This window comes from Allomuricauda sp. R78024 (assembly GCF_044596045.1).
In the GTDB taxonomy this organism is placed as follows: domain Bacteria; phylum Bacteroidota; class Bacteroidia; order Flavobacteriales; family Flavobacteriaceae; genus Flagellimonas.
In genome coordinates this window covers 3,890,955-3,912,513 of record NZ_CP138995.1, presented here as the reverse complement: position 1 = coordinate 3,912,513, position 21,559 = coordinate 3,890,955, and the positions used below count along the sequence as shown (strand labels likewise).

Genomic DNA, 21,559 nt, shown 5'->3' with positions numbered 1-21,559 from the left:
GTACAATGCCAAGACCTAAGACAAAGGAAGAGTTGCTGGAGTTGAGCCTTGCTAACTACCAAAAGCTGAATGATTTTATCCATTCTTTCTCCAAAACGGAACAAGAGAAAGATTTTCCTAAAGGAACAATGAACAGAAATATAAGGGATGTTCTAGGACATCTACATCATTGGCATTTAATGTTTTTGAATTGGTACGAGGTTGGAATGAAAGGCGAGAAGCCGAGTATTCCTTCGGAAGGTTATAATTGGCGTACGTTACCCGCTTTAAATAAGAAAATCTATGAAAAGTATATGAGTTTGAGTTTGGATGAGGTTAGGGAAAGATTCTATACCTCTCATGCCAAAATAACGGACTTAGTGGTTAGCCATTCCAATATAGAATTATTTGTGCGCAAACATTATGGTTGGACAGGCAATAATGCAATGGGAGCTTATATTATTGGAGTTTTATCAAGCCATTACGATTGGGCCCATAAACTAATTAAAAAGGCTAAAAAGTAAGAAGAAAGGGAAACTATCAACAGTTTCCCTTTCTTCTTTAATTGCATAAAAAAACCAATCAAAAAATACAATCAATCAAATTTTAAAAGTTATTACCGGGGTATTGGAATGGTTGGCTATGTCCTCACCAATACTTCCCATGAAAAAGTGAGACAGCCCTTTTCTACCATGTGTTGGAATTCCAATAAGATCCGCTGCGATAGTCTCGCCATAATTTAGAACTCCTTTTTCAACAGTATAGTCATTATAGATTTCTACTTCCAGTCCTAATTTGGCGATATTCAGAAGTTTTGAAATTCTAGTATAGGTGTCTTCCGTGCTTAAGAACTCGTCTCCTGGTGTATTAATATAAACGGGGTATAGTTTCGATTTAAAAAGTTTGGCAATGTCGACAGCCTTTTTTAATGCGGGAACGTTTTCTTCTTTAAAATCACAAGCGAAAACGAATCGATCTGCTTGGAATTTTTCGATATCACCTTTAATGACTAGCACAGGAATTTCTGAGCTACGTACCACACGTTCCGTATTGGAACCTATAAAAATCTCTTGTAATCCATCAGTGCCATGAGATCCCATTACAATTAAATCTGCATTGTGCTTTCTCGCTATCTCATCTACTTCACTAAAAACTTTGTAGTGCTTTATAATAGGGGTCATTTTTACTCCTTTGAGATATGGTTTGTCCAAAAAATCAACAAATCGTTGCTCTCCCATTTTTATTAGGTGTACCACTTGTTCTTGGGCAACATATCCAGACTCGCTCATGATGGAAGGAGAAAGTTCCAGCATGTGCAATATGAACAACTCGGCATCTTGCTGTTTTGCAATGTCCGCTGCTACTTTTAGGGCTTTTTCTGATTGTTCTGAAAAATCTATAGGTACTATGATACTTTTCATTTTTTTTAGATTTAAGGATTAAACGGTCATAGAGAACAAACGTGTCTCTGGTTTTTTTCGATGCAGTTTTAAGTCAAAGGCCATGCTTATATTTCTAATAAAAGGCTTTCCTTTTTCGGTCACTTTAATTTGATTTGCTCCAATTTCAACTAGGCCGTCAGACTCTAGTTCTGATAAGTTCTCAATGATTTTTTGAAAATCGTTTATTCTTGTTTCTCCCAATTCCCAGCTTGTTTCAAACTGGCACATAAGATTAAGAATATGCTTTCTTATAATTTGGTCTTCATCGGTCAAGATATGGCCTCTAAAAATTGGGATGACACCATGAGATACTAAATGTTCGTATTCCTCGATACTTTTTACATTTTGCGCAAATCCGTACCAACTATCACCTATGCTTGAGGCTCCCAGGCCTATCATTAATTTTGTTTTAGAGGATGTATAGCCCATAAAGTTTCGGTGTAACGTTCCATTTGCCATAGCAGTGTACAAACTATCCGTACTAAGGGAAAAATGGTCCATGCCCACATCCTTATATCCAAAATCCGTAAGCATTCTCTTCCCTAATTCGTATTGCCTTTTTTTATCGTGGGAAGTCGGTAAATCCGTTTCCTTATAACCACGTTGGCCATTACCTTTCAACCAGGGAACATGGGCATAACTATAAAAGGCAATTCTATCTGGCTTAAGAATATTGGTCTTTAAAATGGTTTCCTTAACGTCATCAATGTTTTGAAAAGGAAGACCATAAATAATATCGTGTCCAACAGAAGTATACCCTATTTCTCTAGCCCATTCAGTTACTTTTTTTACATTTTCAAAAGGCTGTATTCTATTGATGGCCTTTTGAACAGTTTCATTATAATCTTGCACTCCAAAACAGACTCTTCTGAACCCTACATCAAAAAGAGCCTGCAAGTGTGCTTTTGTTGTGTTGTTTGGGTGCCCTTCAAAACTAAACTCAGGATCTTCAGCTTTTTTTCCATGCCTCAGGATACCATTTACCAGCAGTTTTAAATGCTCAGGGGAGAAAAAGGTAGGGGTGCCCCCACCAAGGTGTATCTCTTTTATTGTTGGTTTAGAACTAAATAGTTCGCAATACAGCTGCCATTCTTTAAGAATTGTTTTTATATAGGGCAGTTCAAGTTCGTGTCTTTTTGTAATTCGTTTATGACAGCCACAGAAAGTGCACATACTTTCACAAAATGGAAGATGTATGTATATGCTTATTCCATCTTCTGGATTCTCTTGAAAGGCCTTTAAAATGCTTTCCTTCCAAAGTTTGCCAGAGAAACTCTCCAAGTCCCAATAAGGAACAGTGGGATAACTGGTGTACCGAGGCCCCGGCACATTATATTTTTGAACAAGTCCGCACATAACTGTATAATGATATAGGTCAAAATTAGCCTTGGACATCAATAAAAAACATGATAATTATCAGTATGGCTGCAAATCTTGCATATGACAAGTATCATATTTTAAGTTTTAGGCACTTCGTAGCTTTATTCATACTAAATACCAAGTTCCTAAATATGGGAGAACATATTGCCAAAAGCAAGTTTGATCAGGCAGAGCGTAAAGCATTTGTACAACATTTGCTTAATGACATTAAAGCTCTGGAATTACTTATTGAACAAGATTTAATTGAGGGTGGCATTGTAAGAATAGGCGCAGAACAGGAAATGTGCCTAATGAACAATGACTTTAGGCCTTCTGGAAAATCTCTAGATGTGCTAAAAGCAGTTGATGACTCCCATTTTACAACAGAATTGGCGAGTTATAACCTTGAAATAAACTTAGATCCATTTGAATTAAAGAATGATTGCTTTTCAAGAGTTGAGGAACAATTAAGAACGTTGCTCAACAAAGCAAAAACAAAGGCAAACGAACTTGGAGCAAATATTCTGTTGACCGGAATTCTACCCACTATTAGTAAGAATGAACTAGGAATAGATTTTATGACCCCTATCCCTCGATATTATAAACTCAATGAAGTTTTAAAATCTTGCAGGGGAGACCATTTTTCTCTTAAAATAAGAGGGGTAGATGAGTTGACACTTCGTCATGATTCTGTTCTTTTTGAGGCTTGTAACACTAGTTTTCAACTTCATTTACAGATTCCTCCGGGAGATTTTATCAAGAGTTATAATTGGTCCCAGGCCATTGCTGGATCAGTCTTGGGAATTTGTTGTAATTCTCCGCTATTAATGGGTAGGGAACTATGGAAGGAGACTCGCATAGCGCTGTTTCAACAAAGTTTAGATACCAGAAAGTGGAGCTATGCATTAAAGGAACAAGTTGCCAGAGTAGGTTTTGGTAGCCATTGGCAGAAAGATTCTGTAGCAGAAATTTTTAAGGAAGATATTTCCAGTCATCGCATTATTTTGACAAAACCTATAGAAAAAAGCTCATTGCAGGTTTTTGAAAATGGCACTATCCCAAAATTAGAAGCATTGAACCTTTTCAACGGAACAGTATATCGCTGGAACCGTCCTTGTTATGGAGTTGGTAATGGAAAACCTCATCTACGTATTGAGAATAGGTACATTCCATCAGGTCCCACGGTGATAGATGAAATAGCCAATTTCGCCTTTTGGGTAGGCCTCATGATGGGTAGGCCCAAAAAGTTTGATGACATGTCCAGTATTATGGACTTTGAAGAGGTAAAACTGAATTTTATAAAATCCGCGAGAACGGGCAGACAAACTGTACTTTCTTGGTTAGGTAAGCCAATAACCCTAAAAAAGCTAATCATTAATGAATTTCTTCCAATAGCTTATGAAGGTTTAAAAAAATGTAATGTTGACGTTAAGGATATTAATAGATTACTGGGGATTATAGAGGCTAGAACTAAGAAAGGTACTGGAGCGGAATGGCAAGTTGAGAATTTTAGAGGTTTAAAAAAGCAAATGAAGTTGGACAGCGTTTTGGTAGAATTAACAAAAGCTATGTACGCTAATCAACAATCCAATAAACCGGTGCATACATGGCCATCTGTAAAAGAGGCAATTAAACCAAAAGAGACCTTTCAATGGGTAGGGCAAATTATGTCCACAAAACTGATGAAACTTTACGAGGACGATTACATCAATTTGGCTATGTCCATAATGAAATGGAACAACATTCATCATATCCCAGTTGAAAATGAAAAAGGAGAATTGGCGGGTCTTTTAACTTGGAGTCATATTGAGGGCTTGGATAAGAACCATAAAAAAAGAAATTCCAGGGTTTCCGACCTTATGATCAAAAAAGTGGTGACTGTGCAACCAAGAACTAAAATAGAAACGGCAAAAAAGTTAATGGATGATTATCAAATTGGCTGTTTGCCAGTTTGTGTAGGCTCTAATTTGGTGGGAATCATCAGTAAAGTAGATATATAACATGTCAAAAGTGTATAGCACGGCCCTTGATGAGACATTGGAAATAGGGCGGATTATAGACCATTTAAAGGGTGAAAAAGAAGGCCCAACGGTAGTTTTTTTTGCGGGGATACATGGGAATGAACCAGCCGGAATATTTGCGCTTAAACATGTTATGCGTGAATTGAAGCTTCAACAAAGGTCTATTCTGGGCGAAGTTTATGCCATAGCGGGAAATCTAAGAGCACTGGAAAAAAATGTTAGATTTCTCGATGAAGACTTAAATAGGATTTGGTCTCCAGAAAAAGTGAAGCATATCCAACAAAAAAAAGAAGGGCTTAAAGGTGATGAAAATGAATTGTTTGAATTACATGAGTTATTGAGTGAAATACTTAAGAAGAGTGCTTCTCCTCTTTATTTTATAGACCTGCATACCACTTCAAGCGAAACATCTCCTTTTGTTGTTTTAAATGATAGCCTTTTGAATAGAAAGTTTGCCTCAAACTACCCACTGCCTATTGTTTTAGGGATTGAGGAATATTTAGAAGGTGCTCTGTTGAGTTTTATAAATGAATTGGGGTATGTCTCCTTGGGGTATGAGAGTGGTCAACATGATGAGGTAAGCGCTATCAAAAATTGTATTGATTTTATCCACTTTACCTTAGGTCTTACAGAGTCAGTTAACTTATCTAAAAGTGAGCAGACCATTCTCAAAAGCATGGTTTTGAAATCAGGAAAAGTATCTAATAAATTTTACGAAATCTACTATCAATACAATATAGAGAAAGGGAGCGATTTTAAGATGTTACCTGGATTTGTCAACTTTCAAAAAATACCAAATGGAAGAGATGTTGCCATGGATAATTACTGCATTTTAAAAGCAAAAGGGAATAGACAAATTTTTATGCCCCTATATCAGAATCAGGGCAGTGAAGGTTTTTATTATATAAGGTCAATCCCTACAATGCTTTTATGGGCTTCAAAAGGACTTAGAAAATTAAAGGCAGATCATCTTTTGGTAAAATTCCCCGGTATTAAATGGGAATCCCTTAAAAAGGATGCCATGTTGGTTGACCAAAGAGTTGCTAGATTTCTAGCTAAATCTATTTTTCATTTACTTGGTTATAGAGCAAGACAACTGGATAAAACGCATTTGGTGGTTAAAAGCAGGGAAATTGCTTCCAAGAATGAAGAATACCTAAATACAGATTGGTTTTAAATATAAAAAGGCGGTTCATTAATAATCATGAACCGCCTTTTTTCTTTAAAGGTTTATTGCAATACAAAATTTATAGGAATGGCATATTTTACCTTAACCGGTTTTCCACGTTGTATTCCAGGTTTTACAGTTGGTAAAGCCGCAATGATACGTGCTGCTTCTTTTTCCAACAATCGATCAGGCCCTCTTTTTTGAATGTTTTTCACTCTTCCTTGAGAGTCTATTACAAACTGGACATATACCTTCCCTGATATTCGCATTTCAAGGGCCGTTGGCGGATATTTGAAGTTTTTTATGATGTGTTCTTGCACTTTCTTGCTAAAGCATGCCTTACGTTCCTCCTCAGTTTGTAAATTTTCACATCCTGGGAATACGGGAACATTTTCAATGACTGCAAAAGGGACTATCTCCTCTTCCTCTACTTCTTCCACTTCTACATCATCTACGCTGATAGCATCTTCAATATAAATTTCTTGACTACTTTCTGTGCTTTCAATAACAGTTTCTTCCACATCCTCTACGTCTTCTACAATTTCAATTACATCTGGAGCGGATGGGGGTGGCGGGGGAGGTGTGGTTTTTACAATTTCAGTTATAGGAACGTCCTCTTTAAGATCATCCGTTACCTGAGCTATTTCCAAAACTTTGGATTCTTTCTCGTATGTCTTCACTTCAAATGATTGCCATGTTACAAACAATATAGAAGTAAGACCTATCATAAAATAGAGACCGCTATTGCGCCCTATATCTGCGTTTGGATTCTTTTTTGGTTTCATGACTTTTCTTATTTAACTGATATAAAGTTAGATAGGACAGATATCAAAAAATATGATAATAATCAGTTCAGATAGGTAAATAGTCTTTTAAAAAGTTGAACTGTTTTAGTCTACAAACTCAGCGACTTCCCTTTTTGTAAAGTCAGTTTTAAAGGTCAAGGACATTCTAACAACATCATGGTCATCATTTTTAAAATGATTTTTCAAATACCCAATGTCTATTTTAACTGATGGAGAAAGTGTTTGTCCCAAACCTATATAGAATCTGTTCTGATTGAATAAAGGGCTTTCTAAATTTAAAAAGAGTTCGTTAAAAGATTTAATGTGAACATTCTTGTATATGGGTTTAATGTATTGGAAGCGGTACCTTACCCTATTATTTATGTGTAGGTCGTTAGTGCTTTTTTTCCATCGTGTCTCTAATCGCCATCTATGGGAAATAATGTTGGTTTTAGATTTTGATTTTAAGGTATACTGCTCATATACCCAAAACTGGGTTGCATTTTTAAATTCCTGAGATCCGGTATAGTTTTTTGAGCTTAAAAAAGCAACGCCTGTAGTAAAAGTTGATGATTCATTTAATTTATAAGATACCCCGGTTCTTACAAAGGCAAATTCATGCTTTTCAAACAGATCATGATGTCTAAGAATCCCAACAATAGGAATGCTCCAGTTTTCATGTATTTTGTTATTGCCATGAAGAACAAGCCATGAACCTGATCTGTTTTCATTATTGGTTTGGGTGTAGGAGATTGTGGTACTTAAAAAGAATGCTACAAAAAAAACAAAACAAGGAAATCGCTTGGCGCATCCCATAGTAAGTAGCTTTGAATATTGATATGCAAAGTTTTGTTTTTACTAGCGCAAAAAAGTATGATACTTGTCAGCTTTGGGATTTAACCAGAGAAATTTGTATTAAAATGGATGGTGATTTTAAGGCAAACTAGGGCTTTTCAACTTCCCAAATAAGGGCAGCTGCTCCACAGATAGCGGCTGTTTTGCCATCCATTCCAGATTCCAATAATTTGACTTTGCCTTTGTACACATCCAAAAGATATTCATTGAAATATTTTTCAAGTGGGTCCATAATCCACTTTCCGCTATTGGTAAGGCCGCCCATTAGAATAAAAGCTTCGGGCTGAGTAAAAGCGGTAAAGTTTGCCAAAGCCTGTGCCATCATTTTAGCGGTATAATCAAAAGCTCTTTGGGCAATTTCATCCCCATCTTCTGCGGCCTTTGTAATATCCTCTCCATGTAAATCATTATATGCAATGCTTCTAAATTTGCTGTCTACCAGATACTTACTCAGCATATACATAATGGTGCGTTTTAATCCTGTAGCAGATACGTAAGCTTCTAATCCTCCGCGTACACCTAATCCTGTCAATCTGCCATCTCCAATAGTCATATCCACATGGCCCAACTCACCAGCAAAACCATCGTAGCCATCTATCAACTGTCCGTTGGCTACAATACCTGCTCCAAAGCCTGTACCTAAGGTTATTACAATGAAATCTGTCATTTTTTTTCCTCCCCCAAAAAGCATTTCACCTAAAGCTGCAGCGCTTGCATCATTCATAATTCGCATGGGCATATTCATCCTTTCTTTTAGCTTTTCAAGAATGGGTACGCTTCCTTTCCAAATCAAATTACTGGCACTTTCTATGGTTCCTTTTTTACTGGATGCATTGGGTGCTCCAATACCACACCCCAAAATGTTTATTTTTTCATCAAGATTTTCAATAAGCTCATCTGAAACACTCTTTATTTTATCTAGATAGTCATCTAAATCTGGAAACTCCCGAGTTCTGAAAAATGTCTTGATATGGCACTTTCCATTTTTATCCACCAATCCAATTTTAGTTTTAGTGCCACCAATGTCTATTCCAACAACAATATCCATGTTCCAGAGGGTTTTTGTAACTTTATTTAAAGATAGCTAATACGAATACAATTTTCCAGTTGGCAGGGGTGAAAAAAAGCAATAGCGGAGTGTTTTATTCTACCAAAAGTTGAAAACCTGATTTCTGTCATATTTTAGGTCATAGACCAGTTCTACTTTTGAACTGAAGATTTTAATCATTTAAATTTTTAGGTATGAGTAACATTGATAAGATTTTAGTCCCATTTGACTTTTCCGAGGCATCTATTAATGCTCTAGAATATGCGGTTAATTTTGTAGGTCCAAATAGGCTTATAGATATTCTTGCACTCTATGTGTCAGCTATGCCAACGGTAGAATCTGAAAAAAATACGTTAAAAGCTGATTTCACCAAAATTGCAAAGTCCTTTAAGAAAAAGACAAAAACCCCACCTGCATTTATTACTGCAGAAGGAGAAGTTATTGAAACAATTCTTACTGCTCAAGAACAACATAAAACCCATCTGATTCTTATGGGAACTATGGGCGATAAAAGTACCGATGAGGCCATAACCAATACTTCAAGACTTGTTTTAGAAGCTAATTGTCCTGTTGTATCTATTCCTTTTGGGTGTTCAATAAAGGAGCCTAAGGACATTGCTTTGGTAATGGGGAATGAAAAAATTGACGATAAAGAAGTGTTGAAAACACTATTGGATGTTGCCCGTACTTTTAATTCAAGGGTTCATGTACTGACCATTTATAAAGAGTCTGTTTATGAAGAGGAATCTGTTGTCGAGAGTACAGAGAGCCTGTTAGAGTATTATTTGGAACATTTCTATGTGGAGCACGCATTTAGCAAAAATCAAGATGTAGAAGAAGGAATTTTAGATTACATCAACAAGAAAAACATAGATCTTTTGGCAATTTTGCCAAGAAACCACACAAGATTGAGTTCTCCTTCTGAGGGGCGTTTAACAAAGCTGTTGACCTTGCATTCAGAGATTCCGGTTTTAACCTTGGATTGATGACCATTTCAACCATACAGCTATGTTCACACTACTCGTAATACTAGGTGTTACAATAGCCCTGTTTATTTGGGGGAAATTTCCGCCAGATGTTGTAGCTCTAATGTCTATGTTGACATTGTATTTAACAGGAATACTCGACGTTAAAGAAACGCTCAGTGGCTTTAGCAATACAACAGTAATCATGATTGCAGCTCTGTTCATCATTGGAGAGGGACTTTCAAGGACTGGCTGGACCGCACTTGCAGGCAAACGTTTTGTAAGTTGGGCGGGCAGAAGCATTCCAAAACTATTGGTCATTGTTACTTTGGGAGCTAGCGTTCTTTCAGGTTTTGTAAGCAACACGGGAACGGTAGCTGCTTTACTTCCTGTTACAGTTTCTGCAGCATGGAGTGCTGGTACGCTACCATCAAAATTATTGATGCCGGTTGCTTTTGGGTCCAATACAGGGGGCTTGCTGACTTTAACAGGTACACCACCCAACATTATTGCCAGTAATACTTTGATTGAGAATAATCTAGAAGGGTTCTCATTCTTTGAATTTGGATTGATAGGCTTACCACTGTTGATAATTGCCATAGTCTATTTCAGATATATAGGATATCGTTTGTTGCCCAAACGTCAAACCAATGAAAGACCTGCAGATATTGATGCCGAAATGCACAAATGGATTTCAAGTTATAGTATTGGTGATAATCTTTATCGGTTACGTATTCGTTCCATGTCACCTTTAATCAATACCAAAATGGGTGATTGGAACTTTGAATCAAATCATCAAATAGCCGTGATGCGTTTAAAACGTAGGCATCCAAGTCCACTACAGCAAAAAGTGCCTCAATTTGTTGAACTTCCAGAGCCTGATACTGAGATGCGATATCATGATATCATCACAGTAAAGGGCACCCCTGAAGATGTAGATAAGTTGGTTCTAAAGTTTAGTTTGGGGATCATTCCTACAACAGCGGAAAAAGACAGATTAAAAAATGAGTTGATCAATCAAGAAGTTGGTATGGCTGAAATGCTCATTACTCCAAATTCAATTTTTGTTGGAAAAACAATCAATTTGGGGAACTACCTAAAACGTGCAGGGGTACAGTTGTTGGCAGCTTCAAGAAATAACCGCCCGCTTACTGGAAAAATTAAAATAGAAGCGGGAGATGCTTTTGTGATAAGAGGGCCATGGGAAAACATTGAAAACCTAAAAGCACTTTATGAGAACGTTGTAATTTCTGGTAGTCCAGAAGCATTATCTAAAAATGTTGCAACTCTGAGTACACGAAGCTATATAGCAATGGGCACGCTAATCTTGATGATATTGCTTTTGGTGTTTAAAGTTTTTCCTGGCGCAATAACAGCATTGATATGCGCTGGTATTATGTTGTTGACTCGTTGTGTACCTATATCAAAAGCGTATAAGGGAATCAGTTGGACAAGTGTGGTAATGATAGCTGCGATGATACCCATGGGAACAGCTTTGCAGAAAACAGGGGTTGCTGAGATGGCGGCCAATGGGTTGGTGGAAGTGCTGGGAAGCATACACCCAACAGTTCTTCTGGGCGGTATCTTTTTATTGACAACAGCTTTCAGTCAAACAATAAATAATTCAGCAACTGCGGTTTTAATGGCGCCTATTGCCTTATTGGCAGCAACATCTCTTGGTGTTTCACCAAAACCCTATTTGATAACAGTTGCCGTTAGTGCATCAACTGCATTTTTAACCCCTGTTGGGACTACTACCAATGCAATGGTGATGTCTTCTGGGGGGTACAAGTTTATAGATTATATAAAAGTGGGAGGGCCACTCCTCCTGCTATTCTTTATAGCAACTCTAGTATTGGTTCCATTGATATGGAGCTTTTAATCTTAAAACAATAAACATGGAAAAAATTATGGAAAAATCAAAAACTTTAGAAAAGTATGGTCTCAAAACGGAGCATATACATTGGAACTTAGATGCTGAAACTCTACAACAAATGACTGTTGAAAAAGGATTGGGCACAGAAACAGAAAATGGTACATTATCCATAAACACAGGTAAGTTTACGGGCCGTTCTCCAAAAGATCGTTTTTTGGTCAAAGATGACTACACTAAAGATACAGTTTGGTGGGGTAGAATCAACAAGCCAATCTCACCGGAAAATTTTGAAGTACTTCATCAAGGTATGGTAAATTACCTTTCAGATAAGGAGGTTTATGTAAGGGATGCTGCAGTTTGTGCCGATCCTAAATACAAAATGAATGTACGTACAATCACAGAATATCCCTGGTCCAATTACTTTATCAAAAATATGTTCTTAAGACTTTCAGAAGAAGAGTTGAAAGATTTTGAAGAGGAATGGTTGGTATTGTGTGCTCCTGGATATTTGGCGCCAGACCCAAAGGCAGTGGGAATTTTGGATGGTAATTTTTCCATTCTCAACTTTACCAAGAAAATTGCTTTAGTGGGTGGTTCAGCTTACACAGGTGAAATGAAAAAAGGGATTTTCTCTGCTTTAAATTTGATTCTGCCAACTGAAAAGAATGTATTGCCCATGCACTGTTCTGCCAATGTTGGTGAAGACGGGGACACCGCTATTTTCTTTGGACTTTCTGGTACAGGAAAGACTACCTTGTCCGCAGACCCCAACAGAAAACTGATTGGTGATGATGAACACGGTTGGACAGCAGAAAACACCATCTTTAATTTTGAAGGAGGATGTTATGCCAAGGTCATTGACCTTACCGAGGAAAAGGAACCGGATATTTATAGGGCAATACGACCAGGGGCCTTGTTGGAAAATGTTGTTTTTAAAGAAGGAACAAAGGAAGTGGATTACTTTGACAGCACCATTACGCAAAATACAAGGGTGAGCTATCCTATTGAGAACATTGATAATATTCAAGTGCCTTCTTATGCTTCAAACCCAAAAAACATCTTTTTCTTAACCTGTGATGCCTTTGGCGTTTTGCCTCCAGTGTCTAAATTAACGCCTGGTCAGGCCGCCTATCATTTTATTTCCGGGTATACGGCAAAAGTTGCCGGTACAGAAGCGGGTATTACAGAGCCTGTACCATCTTTTTCAGCTTGTTTTGGCGAACCATTTATGCCATTGCACCCAACGGTTTATGCTGAAATGCTGAGCAAAAAGATGACAGAAGCAGGGGTTAACGTTTGGTTGATCAATACTGGATGGAGCGGTGGTCCTTATGGAGTGGGTTCTAGGATTAAATTGAAATATACCAGAGCAATGATTTCAGCAATCTTAGAAGGAGAACTGGAAAAGGTTGATTTTGATGCGCACCCAATTTTTGGATTGCACATGCCAAAGTATTGTCCAGGAGTCCCAACAGAAATATTGGACCCAATGAATACATGGCTGCAAAAAGGGGCATATGTGAGTAAAGCAATACAATTGGCACACTCATTTCATATTAATTTTGATAAGTTTGCTAATCAAGCATCAGAAGAGATATTGAACGGAGGTCCGCTAATTGATTCTCATCACAGCTTAAATGAACATTTTTAATTTTTAAAATAAAGTGAGCGATAAAATCGAATTCCAAATAAAAAACTTAGGAGTTCCTAAATTCAAATCTCCCCTTCAGTTAAGTACTGTTAGGGGAGATAATATATTCACTTTTATAAGTGAAACGGATAAATTGGTTTTCGATACCTCTTTAGAAGGTTATACCCAATGTCTTGCCAATAATGAAGAGCCTTTGTGCCTTGAAAAGGCAGGTCCAAGACAAAACATCCATTTTGAGCCAAAAAACTTTAATGCCGCTATAGTCACCTGTGGCGGACTTTGTCCTGGTATCAACAATGTGATTCGGGGAATTGTAATGGCACTACATTATTTTTACGATGTCAAAAAGATTTTAGGAGTCCCATATGGATTTGAAGGGTTAAACCCAGCAATGGGACATGGTTTTATAGAACTCACTCCTGATAAAGTAAAAGACATTCACCAGTTTGGTGGTACAATTTTAGGTTCTTCAAGAGGAGCGCAAGACGTTTCTCTTATGGTTGATACTTTGGTTGAGAATGATATTCAAATGCTCTTTACTATCGGAGGTGATGGTACTCTAAAAGGGTGTAATGCCATTGGTGAAGAAATTATGAAAAGAGGCTTGGATATTAGCGTTGTTGGGATTCCAAAAACAATAGACAACGATGTTGATATTATTGATAAATCTTTTGGTTTTGAAACAGCGTTTGATATTGCAAGTCCAATTTTAAAGGATGCACATAATGAAGCTCATGGAGCTTACAACGGTATTTCCATTGTAAAGTTAATGGGTAGGGACAGCGGTTTTATTGCTGCATCTGCCTCACTCGCAATGCCCGTAGTGAACTTTGTTCTTGTACCAGAGATGGACTTTAACCTTTATGGCGAAAATGGTTTTTTGGAAATTTTAAAGAATAGATTGGAAACCAAACATCATGCAGTTATTGTAGTTGCGGAAGGTGCAGGGCAACATCTTTTTGAGAAGGATGATATTGTAACCGATGCTTCTGGTAATGTACAGCACGATGATATAGGTCTATTCTTAAAACAAAAAATAAAGGAATATTTCTCAGAAGTTTTTCCTGTGACCATCAAGTATATTGATCCAAGTTATATTATTAGAAGTGCCGCGGCTAATTCTGGGGATAGTGTGTTTTGTAGCAGTTTGGCTTATCAGGCCGTGCATGGTGCAATGAGCGGAAAAACACAATTTGTTGTTGGTAAGGTCAACGACAAATTTGTTTATCTACCAATTTCTGCTGTTGTTTCCAAAAGAAAGAAAATTGATTTGGAAAGCGGATTCTGGTTTGCTGTTTTGCAAAGTACAGGCCAACCATTCTCAATAAAATAACAGATTAATACAACCGTTTCTTTTAATGATTTTACTGGAAACATTTACTTCTGAGTATCTAGAATGAGATTCATCTTGGTAATGCCTTCTTTTACGTAAAACTGTACATTTTCAGATTCTTTGCCACCTGAAATCCCATCAACATCATCTGTTTGTGAAGACCCACCACTGGACGTAGCCAAAATTACGGTGTTGTCATTAAACTTTTTAAAAACGTCCATGAACTCAACCATATCTGGTGGAGGATTCCATTTTTCCCAAGTATGAATCAGAAAGATTCCCTCATAATTTTCTGGGGCTATTTCAGATAGATCAGAAATATCTATCAAATTTAGGTTATACTTGTTTTTGTAGTGATCCAGTATTCCATGCCCAATTTTTTCAGGAAAGTTCCCTTCGGTACAAGCAATAAGAAGTTTGGATTCCAACGCTGGATTATTTATCTCTATTGACTCTACTTTCGCCAAAAACTCTTGATTGTACCAAACTGCGAAAAGTAAAGAGAGACCAATTGCAAATAATATGAAAATCAAAAATTCTTTGAGATTTTTCATTTCTTTTAGTTTATAATACGCCAAATAGGTATGGCCTAAAATTCTGGGTAAAATTATTGTGCCTTTGCCATTTTATAAATGATATGCATCATGTTCTGTGTTTTTGCATATGAAGAGGAAGGAACCTTGATGATTTTTTGGTTTAAAAAGAGCGTTGGATTATGAACAATAGTTAAATACTGACAAATGTCATTTTATTCCTTTGGTCAGGTATCTAGTTTTGATATATAATTAAAAAGTAAATCTGTTATGGTAGTTAACATTCAATATCAAAAAATGGAAGTCAGTGAATCTTTGAATAAGATTCTATTAAAGAAACTTGATAAATTAGGATGGAGATATAGTTGGGTTATTAACGCCAATGTACTTTTTAAGATTGAGAACGATAAAGCAGGAGAAGATAAAGTTTGCGAGATAGAACTTAGTGCTCCCGGACCTAGACTTTTTGCAAAATCCAAAACAAATAATTTTGAAAAAGCGATGGTTGAAACGATTGAAGAACTGAAAAGGCAGTTAGAAAAAAGGCAAAGCGTCTTTGTGAGACATTAGCTATTGCCATATAGTTGAATAGCTAGAATAATTTTTAAACTTTTTTCCAATGAAAACAAAAATAGTATGTCTTGGTATGTTGCTTTTATTAGGGTGTTCCTCTACAAAGCTTGTAAGTACTTGGAAAAACCCTGATATAGTTTTATTTGATGCGTACAAAGTGCTTGTGGTAGGAATGACCCAAGATGAAAATTTGAGAACGGAGTTTGAGACGAGACTTACCGAGAGGTTAAATGAGAAGGGAGTCGAGGCAATGCGTAGTATGGATCTTTTTGATGTGGAGTTTACATCTTCAGAAAAGTCAGAAGAAGAACTTTCAGAAGTTGAGGAACAGCTATTGGACAAAGGTTTTGATGCTATTCTTTTTACTAAAGTAGTTGGTACGGAAAACAGAAGGACATTTAGAGAAAGAATGAATAACCTTAATGAAATGTATACTCGTTTCAGCACGGATTACCTTGAGCATCAAGACATTTATTACAATTCAGAATACTATGAGACATTCAATATCTATACAGTAGAAACTTCATTGTATTGCATATGTGTTGATAAAGAAAGAGAGCTTATCTGGAGAAGCGATATAGATGTTTTAGAGCCTATGAAAATGGAAAAAACAATTGAATCATACATTAGGCTTATCGCAAATAAAATGGGAGAACAGGATGTAATTTTTTAACTATAATCCGTATTCTATAGATTAATCAGCTTTAGGAGATAAAACCCCAGAAGTGATATGGTTAATTAAAGAATTCCTATAAAATCAAGTAAAATACAGATAGGAATAGCAACTAGAATAATTACAAGGACAATAACCATTAGTCGCAAAAAGCCAACTAGCATTTTATTGCCAAAAGAAATTTCATCAGTCATAATAGTGTAATTTCTAACAATGTAAGAAATTATTCATTTATCAATTATAAATTCCGCATTGTTATTCGATTAACGGGCAACTTTTAAGTACGTCCTGTACAGATTAACTGGGTTTTGACTTATTGGAACTTAATTTTCTTCCCAGTTCTTCCAAAGACACTCCTTTGGTTTCTGGCATTTTAAAAATCACCCATAAGAGTTGGAGCACCATCATTAAGGCGAAAAATAGGAAAATAGGCCAAGGATTCTCTCTAAAAATTCCTTTATCGGCATCTAAAAAAACAGGGGTGACCAAAGTGATAACAGCAGCAAAAACCCAATGTGTCCCAGTACCCCAAGATTGGCCGGAGGCTCTTACATTATTTGGGAATATCTCTGAAATAAAGACCCATATTACTGCTCCTTGCCCAATAGCATGAGAGGCGATGAAAACCAAAATAAAAGTCAGTAACAGGGTCGAGTTGGCATCTGCATAAAAACACCAACCTACCATAGCTAAGCTTATGATATAACCTAGGGAACCAATTTTCATTAATTGTTTTCTCCCCAAACGATCAATTAAACGAATGCCTATAAGCGTGAAAACCAGGTTAACGATGCCAATAGAAATAGAACTGAACAAAGATTCTTTTGATGCCAGACCGGCACGTTCCAATATTTCTGGTGCATAATAAAGAACAAAATTTATACCGGATAGCTGATTGAAAAAAGCTATAAAAAACGCTAACAACAATTGTTTCTTATACTTTCCTGAAAATAGTTTTTCTTTAGAAAAAGTTTTCCCTAGCGCGTCCTTAATTTCTTGTAATCTAAGTTTGGCGACTTCTGCATTGGTAATAAATTCCAAAGCTTTAAGAGCCCGTTTCTCATCTTGTTTTTTTGTAATAAGCCATCTTGGGCTATTTGGAATGTAAAAAACCATTGCCGTATATGCTAGAGCAGGAATACCTTCAATGCCTAGCATCCATCGCCAATCATTAGCTCCGTCAAAACCTTTTAATAAATAGTTGGATATAAAAGCAATGAAAATCCCAAATACGATATTGAACTGGTACATGGCTCCAAGTTTCCCTCTGTTTTCCGGTGTGGAGATTTCAGAAATATAAATAGGTGCTGCTACAGATGAAGCTCCAACCCCTACACCGCCAATAAATCTGAAGAATGAAAAAAGATAAGGGTCTTGGGCTACAGAGGAACCAAGAGCAGAGATAAAATAAAGTATCCCAATCCATATTAAGGTCTTTTTTCTACCTAATTTATCGCAGGGGATTCCTCCAAATAGTGAACCTAAAACAGTTCCCCACAAGGCCATACTCATAATAAAAACCCCATGAAAAAGAGGAGAGGTATCCCAAAGTTCCTTAATTGGTAGATTGGCACCAGAAATTACAACCGTGTCGAAACCAAATAAAAAACCCGCCAAAGCAGCGGTGAGCGAAATTTTAAATATGCGATTGTTCATGGTAAGTTGATTTCTTTAAAACTAGGGAAAAATTAAAGAATAGTTTTAATGTAGGTTATTATCTGCTCTGTAGCACCTATATTTTTGTTGATGTAATTTGAATTGATTTCACCAGTGCTTTCTCTGAAGTCACTATCAATAATGAAGCGTTTCATCAGTTCTTTAAACTCTTCCTTGCGCGTAATAACGTGTATTCCTTTTTTATCGACTAAATCTTCCGCCTCCTTAAATCCACTATACTTTGGGCCAATCACTACGGGTATGCCATAAACTGCAGGTTCCAAAGTATTGTGCAACCCGGTTTCAAAAGCACCGCCCACATAAGCTATATCAGCATAGCTGTAGATTTTTGTCAAAAGCCCGATGGTGTCTACGATGATTACATCAAAATTGGAGAGGTTTTCTCCTTCTATTTTTGAGAAGCAAATCGATTTTTTGGAAATACTGTTTTTTAATTTTTCAACATGAGTTTCTTTTATAGTGTGAGGTGCTAGAACACACTTTATTTGTTTGTCAGTTGCGTTAATCCAATCGACCAAGATTTCTTCATCTTCCGGCCATGTGCTTCCAGCTATTAAGCAGAGATTATCTTTTTTAAACTCACTCATAAAACCCAAGTGATTGTCTTGTTTCAAGATTTCAGAAACACGATCAAAGCGAGTGTCTCCACTAATAGTTGCATTTTTAAAGCCTATGGATGATAGGAGGTCTTTTGAGTTTTTGTCTTGAACAAAAAAGTGAGAAAAAGTTTTTAGGCTATTTCTCATAAAGCTACCAAAGGGTTTGAAAAAGATTTGTCTACTGGAAAATATGGCAGAAACCAATACCGTCGGAATGTTTCTTTGCTTTAACCCATAAAGATAGTTTGGCCAAATTTCATACTTCACAAAAATTGCGAGCTCTGGTTTAATGTCATCAAGAAACTTTTTTGCGTTGGATATGGTATCCATAGGAAGATAGATAACAATGTCAGCAATGGGAGTATTTTTTTTTACTTCGTAACCGGATGGCGAAAAAAAGGTAAGTACAATTTTGTGGGATGGATAGTTGAATCTTATTTTTTCTAAAATAGGAAGCCCCTGCTCGTATTCTCCCAAAGATGCAACGTGCATCCAGATAAATCGATCATTTTTAGAGATTTTTTCGCTTAAATGCTGAAACACTCCTGTTCTCCCAGAAACAAACAACTTCATCTTAGTGTTAAAAAGGGCAATGATCTTTAAAACAATCCAAGAGAGCGTAATTAAAAAGTTGTAAACGAAGCGCACAAACATCATATTTCCGCTAAAATACATTCTTTCATGAATAGGTGGTTATGGTACCTTAATTTCTTAATTTTATGCCATAATATATCTTGGATGAAGAAAATACAAATGGTTGACTTAAAAAGTCAATATGATGGTATAAAAGACGAAGTGAACAATTCCATTTCGGAAGTTCTAGATTCTTCAGCTTTTATCAATGGGCCTCAAGTTCATGCTTTTCAAAAAGAATTGGAAGAGTATTTGGATGTTAAGCATGTAATTCCATGTGCAAATGGAACAGATGCACTTCAAATATGTATGATGGGTCTTGGTCTACAACCCGGAGATGAAGTGATCACAGCTGACTTTACATTTGCAGCTACAGTTGAGGTCATTGCACTTTTAAATCTTACTCCTGTTTTAGTTGATGTTGAGCCTGATACTTTCAATATCGATATAAAAGCCATTGAGAAAGCAATTACACCAAAAACAAAAGCTATAGTTCCAGTGCATTTGTTTGGACAATGTGCCGATATGGATGCAATAATGAAATTGGCCGAAAAGCATAATTTATATGTGATTGAAGACAATGCTCAGGCTATTGGCGCAACGTATACTTCTCCAAGTGGAGAAAAACGAAAAGCAGGAACTATTGGACACGTTGCTTCTACATCCTTTTTTCCATCAAAAAACCTTGGATGTTATGGAGACGGTGGTGCCATTTTCACGAATGATGACGATTTGGCTCACACCATTCGGGGAATAGTAAATCATGGTATGTACAAGAGGTACCATCATGATGTTGTTGGTGTAAATTCCAGATTAGATTCTATCCAAGCAGCTGTCTTGAGAGCAAAACTTCCGAATTTGGATAGCTACAACAAAAAACGAAGAGAGGCTGCAAGAAAATATTCAGAGGCCTTTAAAGGGCATAGTAATATAGTGGTACCTAAGACAGTAAATGGTTGTGATGGAATCTGTGACCCATGTGATTGTCATGTTTTTCATCAATATACCTTACGGATATTGAACGAAAAAAGAGACGAATTGGTGCAACATTTAAATGATAAAGGCGTTCCTTGTGGAGTGTATTATCCAATTCCTTTGCACAGTCAAAAAGCATACGTGGATGAACGCTACAATGAGGCTGATTTTCTAGTGACCAATCAATTGATAAAAGAAGTGATTTCACTTCCTATGCATACAGAACTGGATGATGAGCAAATTCAATTTATAACCAACTTGGTCATAGACTTTGTTAACCAATAATTAAGCATGAAAGTACTTGTAACGGGAGGTTTGGGATTTATAGGTTCTCATACTGTAGTTGAACTTCAGAATGAGGGTTTTGAAGTAGTAATCATTGATAACCTATCCAATTCTTCTGAAGATGTTCTGGTAGGTATTGAAACCATTACGGGTAAGAAACCCATTTTTGAGAAAATGGATCTTCGGAATAAGCCCGATGTTCAACAATTCTTTGCAAAACATAACAATATTGATGGTGTAATTCATTTTGCAGCTTCCAAAGCGGTTGGAGAAAGTGTTGAAAATCCACTTTTGTATTATGAAAACAACCTTGGGGTTTTAGTGTATATGCTTCAAGAGCTTACAAAACAAGATAAGTCCAATTTTATATTTAGTTCTTCCTGTACTGTGTATGGACAGGCAGATAAACTTCCCATTACTGAAGATGCTCCAGTAAAACCTGCTGAATCACCTTATGGAAATACAAAACAAGTTGGTGAAGAGATTATAAAAGATACGTGTAATGTAAATCCGCAACTAGCGGCAATTGCGCTTCGGTACTTTAATCCAATAGGAGCTCATCCTACTGTTGAAATAGGAGAGTTACCTATAGGTGTTCCCCAAAATTTACTTCCGTATATAACACAAACGGGAATAGGTCTTAGAGAGCAATTGTCTGTTTTTGGTGATGATTACCCAACGGAGGACGGTACCTGTATTCGGGATTATATTCATGTGGTTGATGTGGCAAAAGCGCATGTAGTAGCTCTAAAGCGATTGCTAGATCAAAAAAACGAAGGCAATTATGAAGTATTCAATCTGGGCACGGGAAAAGGTAGTTCTGTGTTAGAGGTAATTCATAGTTTTGAGAAAGTATCTGGAAAAAATTTGAACTATAAAGTAGTGGACAGAAGACCAGGAGATGTAATTCAAGCTTATGCAGATACCAAAAAAGCCAACCAGGTTCTTGGTTGGAAAGCTCAATCGACATTGGATGATTCTATGAAATCTGCATGGGATTGGGAACTAAAGCTTAGAAGTTAGAAATACAAAACATAAATGAAAGCCCATCTTTAGATGGGCTTTTTTATTGAAATTATTTGAGGTGGTAGAATTTCTTATTGCAGAGAAGGAATGTATGCTTATTTTT

19 protein-coding genes are annotated in these 21,559 nt (G+C 36.7%); 11 read left to right on the top strand and 8 right to left on the bottom strand.

The window, feature by feature from the left end; all coding sequences use genetic code 11:
* Nucleotides 1-5 precede the first annotated feature (5 nt).
* Nucleotides 6-503 carry a ClbS/DfsB family four-helix bundle protein gene (locus tag SJY44_RS17665; protein WP_396590698.1) on the top strand — a complete coding sequence of 166 codons (498 nt, stop codon included), beginning with the start codon at nucleotides 6-8 and terminating at the stop codon, nucleotides 501-503.
* Nucleotides 504-578: 75 nt separating this feature from the next.
* Here the strand turns inward: SJY44_RS17665 and SJY44_RS17660 are convergent, their stop codons facing one another.
* Together SJY44_RS17660 and hemN are read right to left on the bottom strand one after the other, a co-directional pair.
* Nucleotides 579-1,400, bottom strand: a complete 822-nt coding sequence (locus tag SJY44_RS17660) for a universal stress protein (protein ID WP_396590697.1) — start codon at nucleotides 1,398-1,400, stop codon at nucleotides 579-581.
* An 18-nt stretch (nucleotides 1,401-1,418) separates the two neighbouring features.
* Nucleotides 1,419-2,777, bottom strand: coding sequence for an oxygen-independent coproporphyrinogen III oxidase (gene hemN, locus SJY44_RS17655; RefSeq protein WP_396592102.1), 1,359 nt, complete (start codon nucleotides 2,775-2,777; stop codon nucleotides 1,419-1,421).
* 155 nt (nucleotides 2,778-2,932) lie between these two features.
* Here hemN and SJY44_RS17650 point away from each other — a divergent pair, with 155 nt between their 5' ends.
* A complete protein-coding gene (locus SJY44_RS17650) occupies nucleotides 2,933-4,780 on the top strand; it encodes a CBS domain-containing protein (protein ID WP_396590696.1) in 1,848 nt (615 codons plus the stop codon).
* 1 nt (nucleotide 4,781) lies between these two features.
* Nucleotides 4,782-5,978 carry a succinylglutamate desuccinylase/aspartoacylase family protein gene (locus tag SJY44_RS17645; RefSeq protein ID WP_396590695.1) on the top strand — a complete coding sequence of 399 codons (1,197 nt, stop codon included), beginning with the start codon at nucleotides 4,782-4,784 and terminating at the stop codon, nucleotides 5,976-5,978.
* Nucleotides 5,979-6,031: 53 nt separating this feature from the next.
* Here SJY44_RS17645 and SJY44_RS17640 read toward each other — a convergent pair whose 3' ends face one another.
* The 3 genes from SJY44_RS17640 to SJY44_RS17630 all read right to left on the bottom strand — a co-directional run bounded on the left by SJY44_RS17640 (nucleotide 6,032) and on the right by SJY44_RS17630 (nucleotide 8,657).
* Nucleotides 6,032-6,754: an energy transducer TonB gene (locus SJY44_RS17640; RefSeq protein WP_396590694.1), complete on the bottom strand. Its 723-nt coding sequence runs from the start codon at nucleotides 6,752-6,754 to the stop codon at nucleotides 6,032-6,034.
* A gap of 105 nt (nucleotides 6,755-6,859) precedes the next feature.
* Nucleotides 6,860-7,570, bottom strand: a complete 711-nt coding sequence (locus tag SJY44_RS17635) for a DUF2490 domain-containing protein (protein WP_396590693.1) — start codon at nucleotides 7,568-7,570, stop codon at nucleotides 6,860-6,862.
* 127 nt (nucleotides 7,571-7,697) lie between these two features.
* The gene (locus SJY44_RS17630) at nucleotides 7,698-8,657 is read right to left on the bottom strand and encodes an ROK family protein (RefSeq protein WP_396590692.1); all 960 of its coding nucleotides are present in this window, start codon (nucleotides 8,655-8,657) and stop codon (nucleotides 7,698-7,700) included.
* 194 nt (nucleotides 8,658-8,851) lie between these two features.
* On the opposite strand from SJY44_RS17630, the gene SJY44_RS17625 reads away from it, so the two are divergent.
* From SJY44_RS17625 to SJY44_RS17610, 4 genes are read left to right on the top strand one after another with little or no spacing between them, the layout of a single operon-like run.
* Complete coding sequence (locus SJY44_RS17625) at nucleotides 8,852-9,643, top strand: universal stress protein (protein WP_298929504.1); 792 nt, start codon at nucleotides 8,852-8,854, stop codon at nucleotides 9,641-9,643.
* A 22-nt stretch (nucleotides 9,644-9,665) separates the two neighbouring features.
* Nucleotides 9,666-11,504: an SLC13 family permease gene (locus SJY44_RS17620; RefSeq protein ID WP_396590691.1), complete on the top strand. Its 1,839-nt coding sequence runs from the start codon at nucleotides 9,666-9,668 to the stop codon at nucleotides 11,502-11,504.
* 16 nt (nucleotides 11,505-11,520) lie between these two features.
* Complete coding sequence (gene pckA, locus SJY44_RS17615; RefSeq protein ID WP_298929498.1) at nucleotides 11,521-13,149, top strand: phosphoenolpyruvate carboxykinase (ATP); 1,629 nt, start codon at nucleotides 11,521-11,523, stop codon at nucleotides 13,147-13,149.
* A 13-nt stretch (nucleotides 13,150-13,162) separates the two neighbouring features.
* Entirely contained in the window at nucleotides 13,163-14,482 is a 1,320-nt protein-coding gene (locus SJY44_RS17610; RefSeq protein ID WP_298929495.1) for an ATP-dependent 6-phosphofructokinase, read from the top strand.
* A 44-nt stretch (nucleotides 14,483-14,526) separates the two neighbouring features.
* On the opposite strand, the gene SJY44_RS17605 is transcribed toward SJY44_RS17610, so the two are convergent.
* Nucleotides 14,527-15,036 (bottom strand): hypothetical protein, encoded by a 510-nt coding sequence (locus tag SJY44_RS17605; RefSeq protein ID WP_396590690.1) that lies wholly within the window; start codon nucleotides 15,034-15,036, stop codon nucleotides 14,527-14,529.
* A 249-nt stretch (nucleotides 15,037-15,285) separates the two neighbouring features.
* Between SJY44_RS17605 and SJY44_RS17600 the strand changes: the two genes are divergently transcribed.
* Together SJY44_RS17600 and SJY44_RS17595 are read left to right on the top strand one after the other, a co-directional pair.
* On the top strand, nucleotides 15,286-15,585 hold the full coding sequence (locus SJY44_RS17600) for an HPF/RaiA family ribosome-associated protein (RefSeq protein WP_298929489.1): 300 nt from the start codon (nucleotides 15,286-15,288) through the stop codon (nucleotides 15,583-15,585).
* A gap of 49 nt (nucleotides 15,586-15,634) precedes the next feature.
* A complete protein-coding gene (locus tag SJY44_RS17595; protein ID WP_298929488.1) occupies nucleotides 15,635-16,261 on the top strand; it encodes a hypothetical protein in 627 nt (208 codons plus the stop codon).
* Between the two features lie 297 nt (nucleotides 16,262-16,558).
* Here SJY44_RS17595 and SJY44_RS17590 read toward each other — a convergent pair whose 3' ends face one another.
* Complete coding sequence (locus tag SJY44_RS17590) at nucleotides 16,559-17,917, bottom strand: sugar porter family MFS transporter (RefSeq protein WP_298929485.1); 1,359 nt, start codon at nucleotides 17,915-17,917, stop codon at nucleotides 16,559-16,561.
* A 32-nt stretch (nucleotides 17,918-17,949) separates the two neighbouring features.
* On the bottom strand, nucleotides 17,950-19,110 hold the full coding sequence (locus SJY44_RS17585; RefSeq protein WP_396590689.1) for a 3-deoxy-D-manno-octulosonic acid transferase: 1,161 nt from the start codon (nucleotides 19,108-19,110) through the stop codon (nucleotides 17,950-17,952).
* Nucleotides 19,111-19,275: 165 nt separating this feature from the next.
* On the opposite strand from SJY44_RS17585, the gene SJY44_RS17580 reads away from it, so the two are divergent.
* The gene (locus SJY44_RS17580; protein ID WP_396590688.1) at nucleotides 19,276-20,430 is read left to right on the top strand and encodes a DegT/DnrJ/EryC1/StrS family aminotransferase; all 1,155 of its coding nucleotides are present in this window, start codon (nucleotides 19,276-19,278) and stop codon (nucleotides 20,428-20,430) included.
* Between the two features lie 6 nt (nucleotides 20,431-20,436).
* The gene (gene galE / locus SJY44_RS17575; protein WP_396590687.1) at nucleotides 20,437-21,453 is read left to right on the top strand and encodes a UDP-glucose 4-epimerase GalE; all 1,017 of its coding nucleotides are present in this window, start codon (nucleotides 20,437-20,439) and stop codon (nucleotides 21,451-21,453) included.
* Nucleotides 21,454-21,559: the final 106 nt, after the last annotated feature.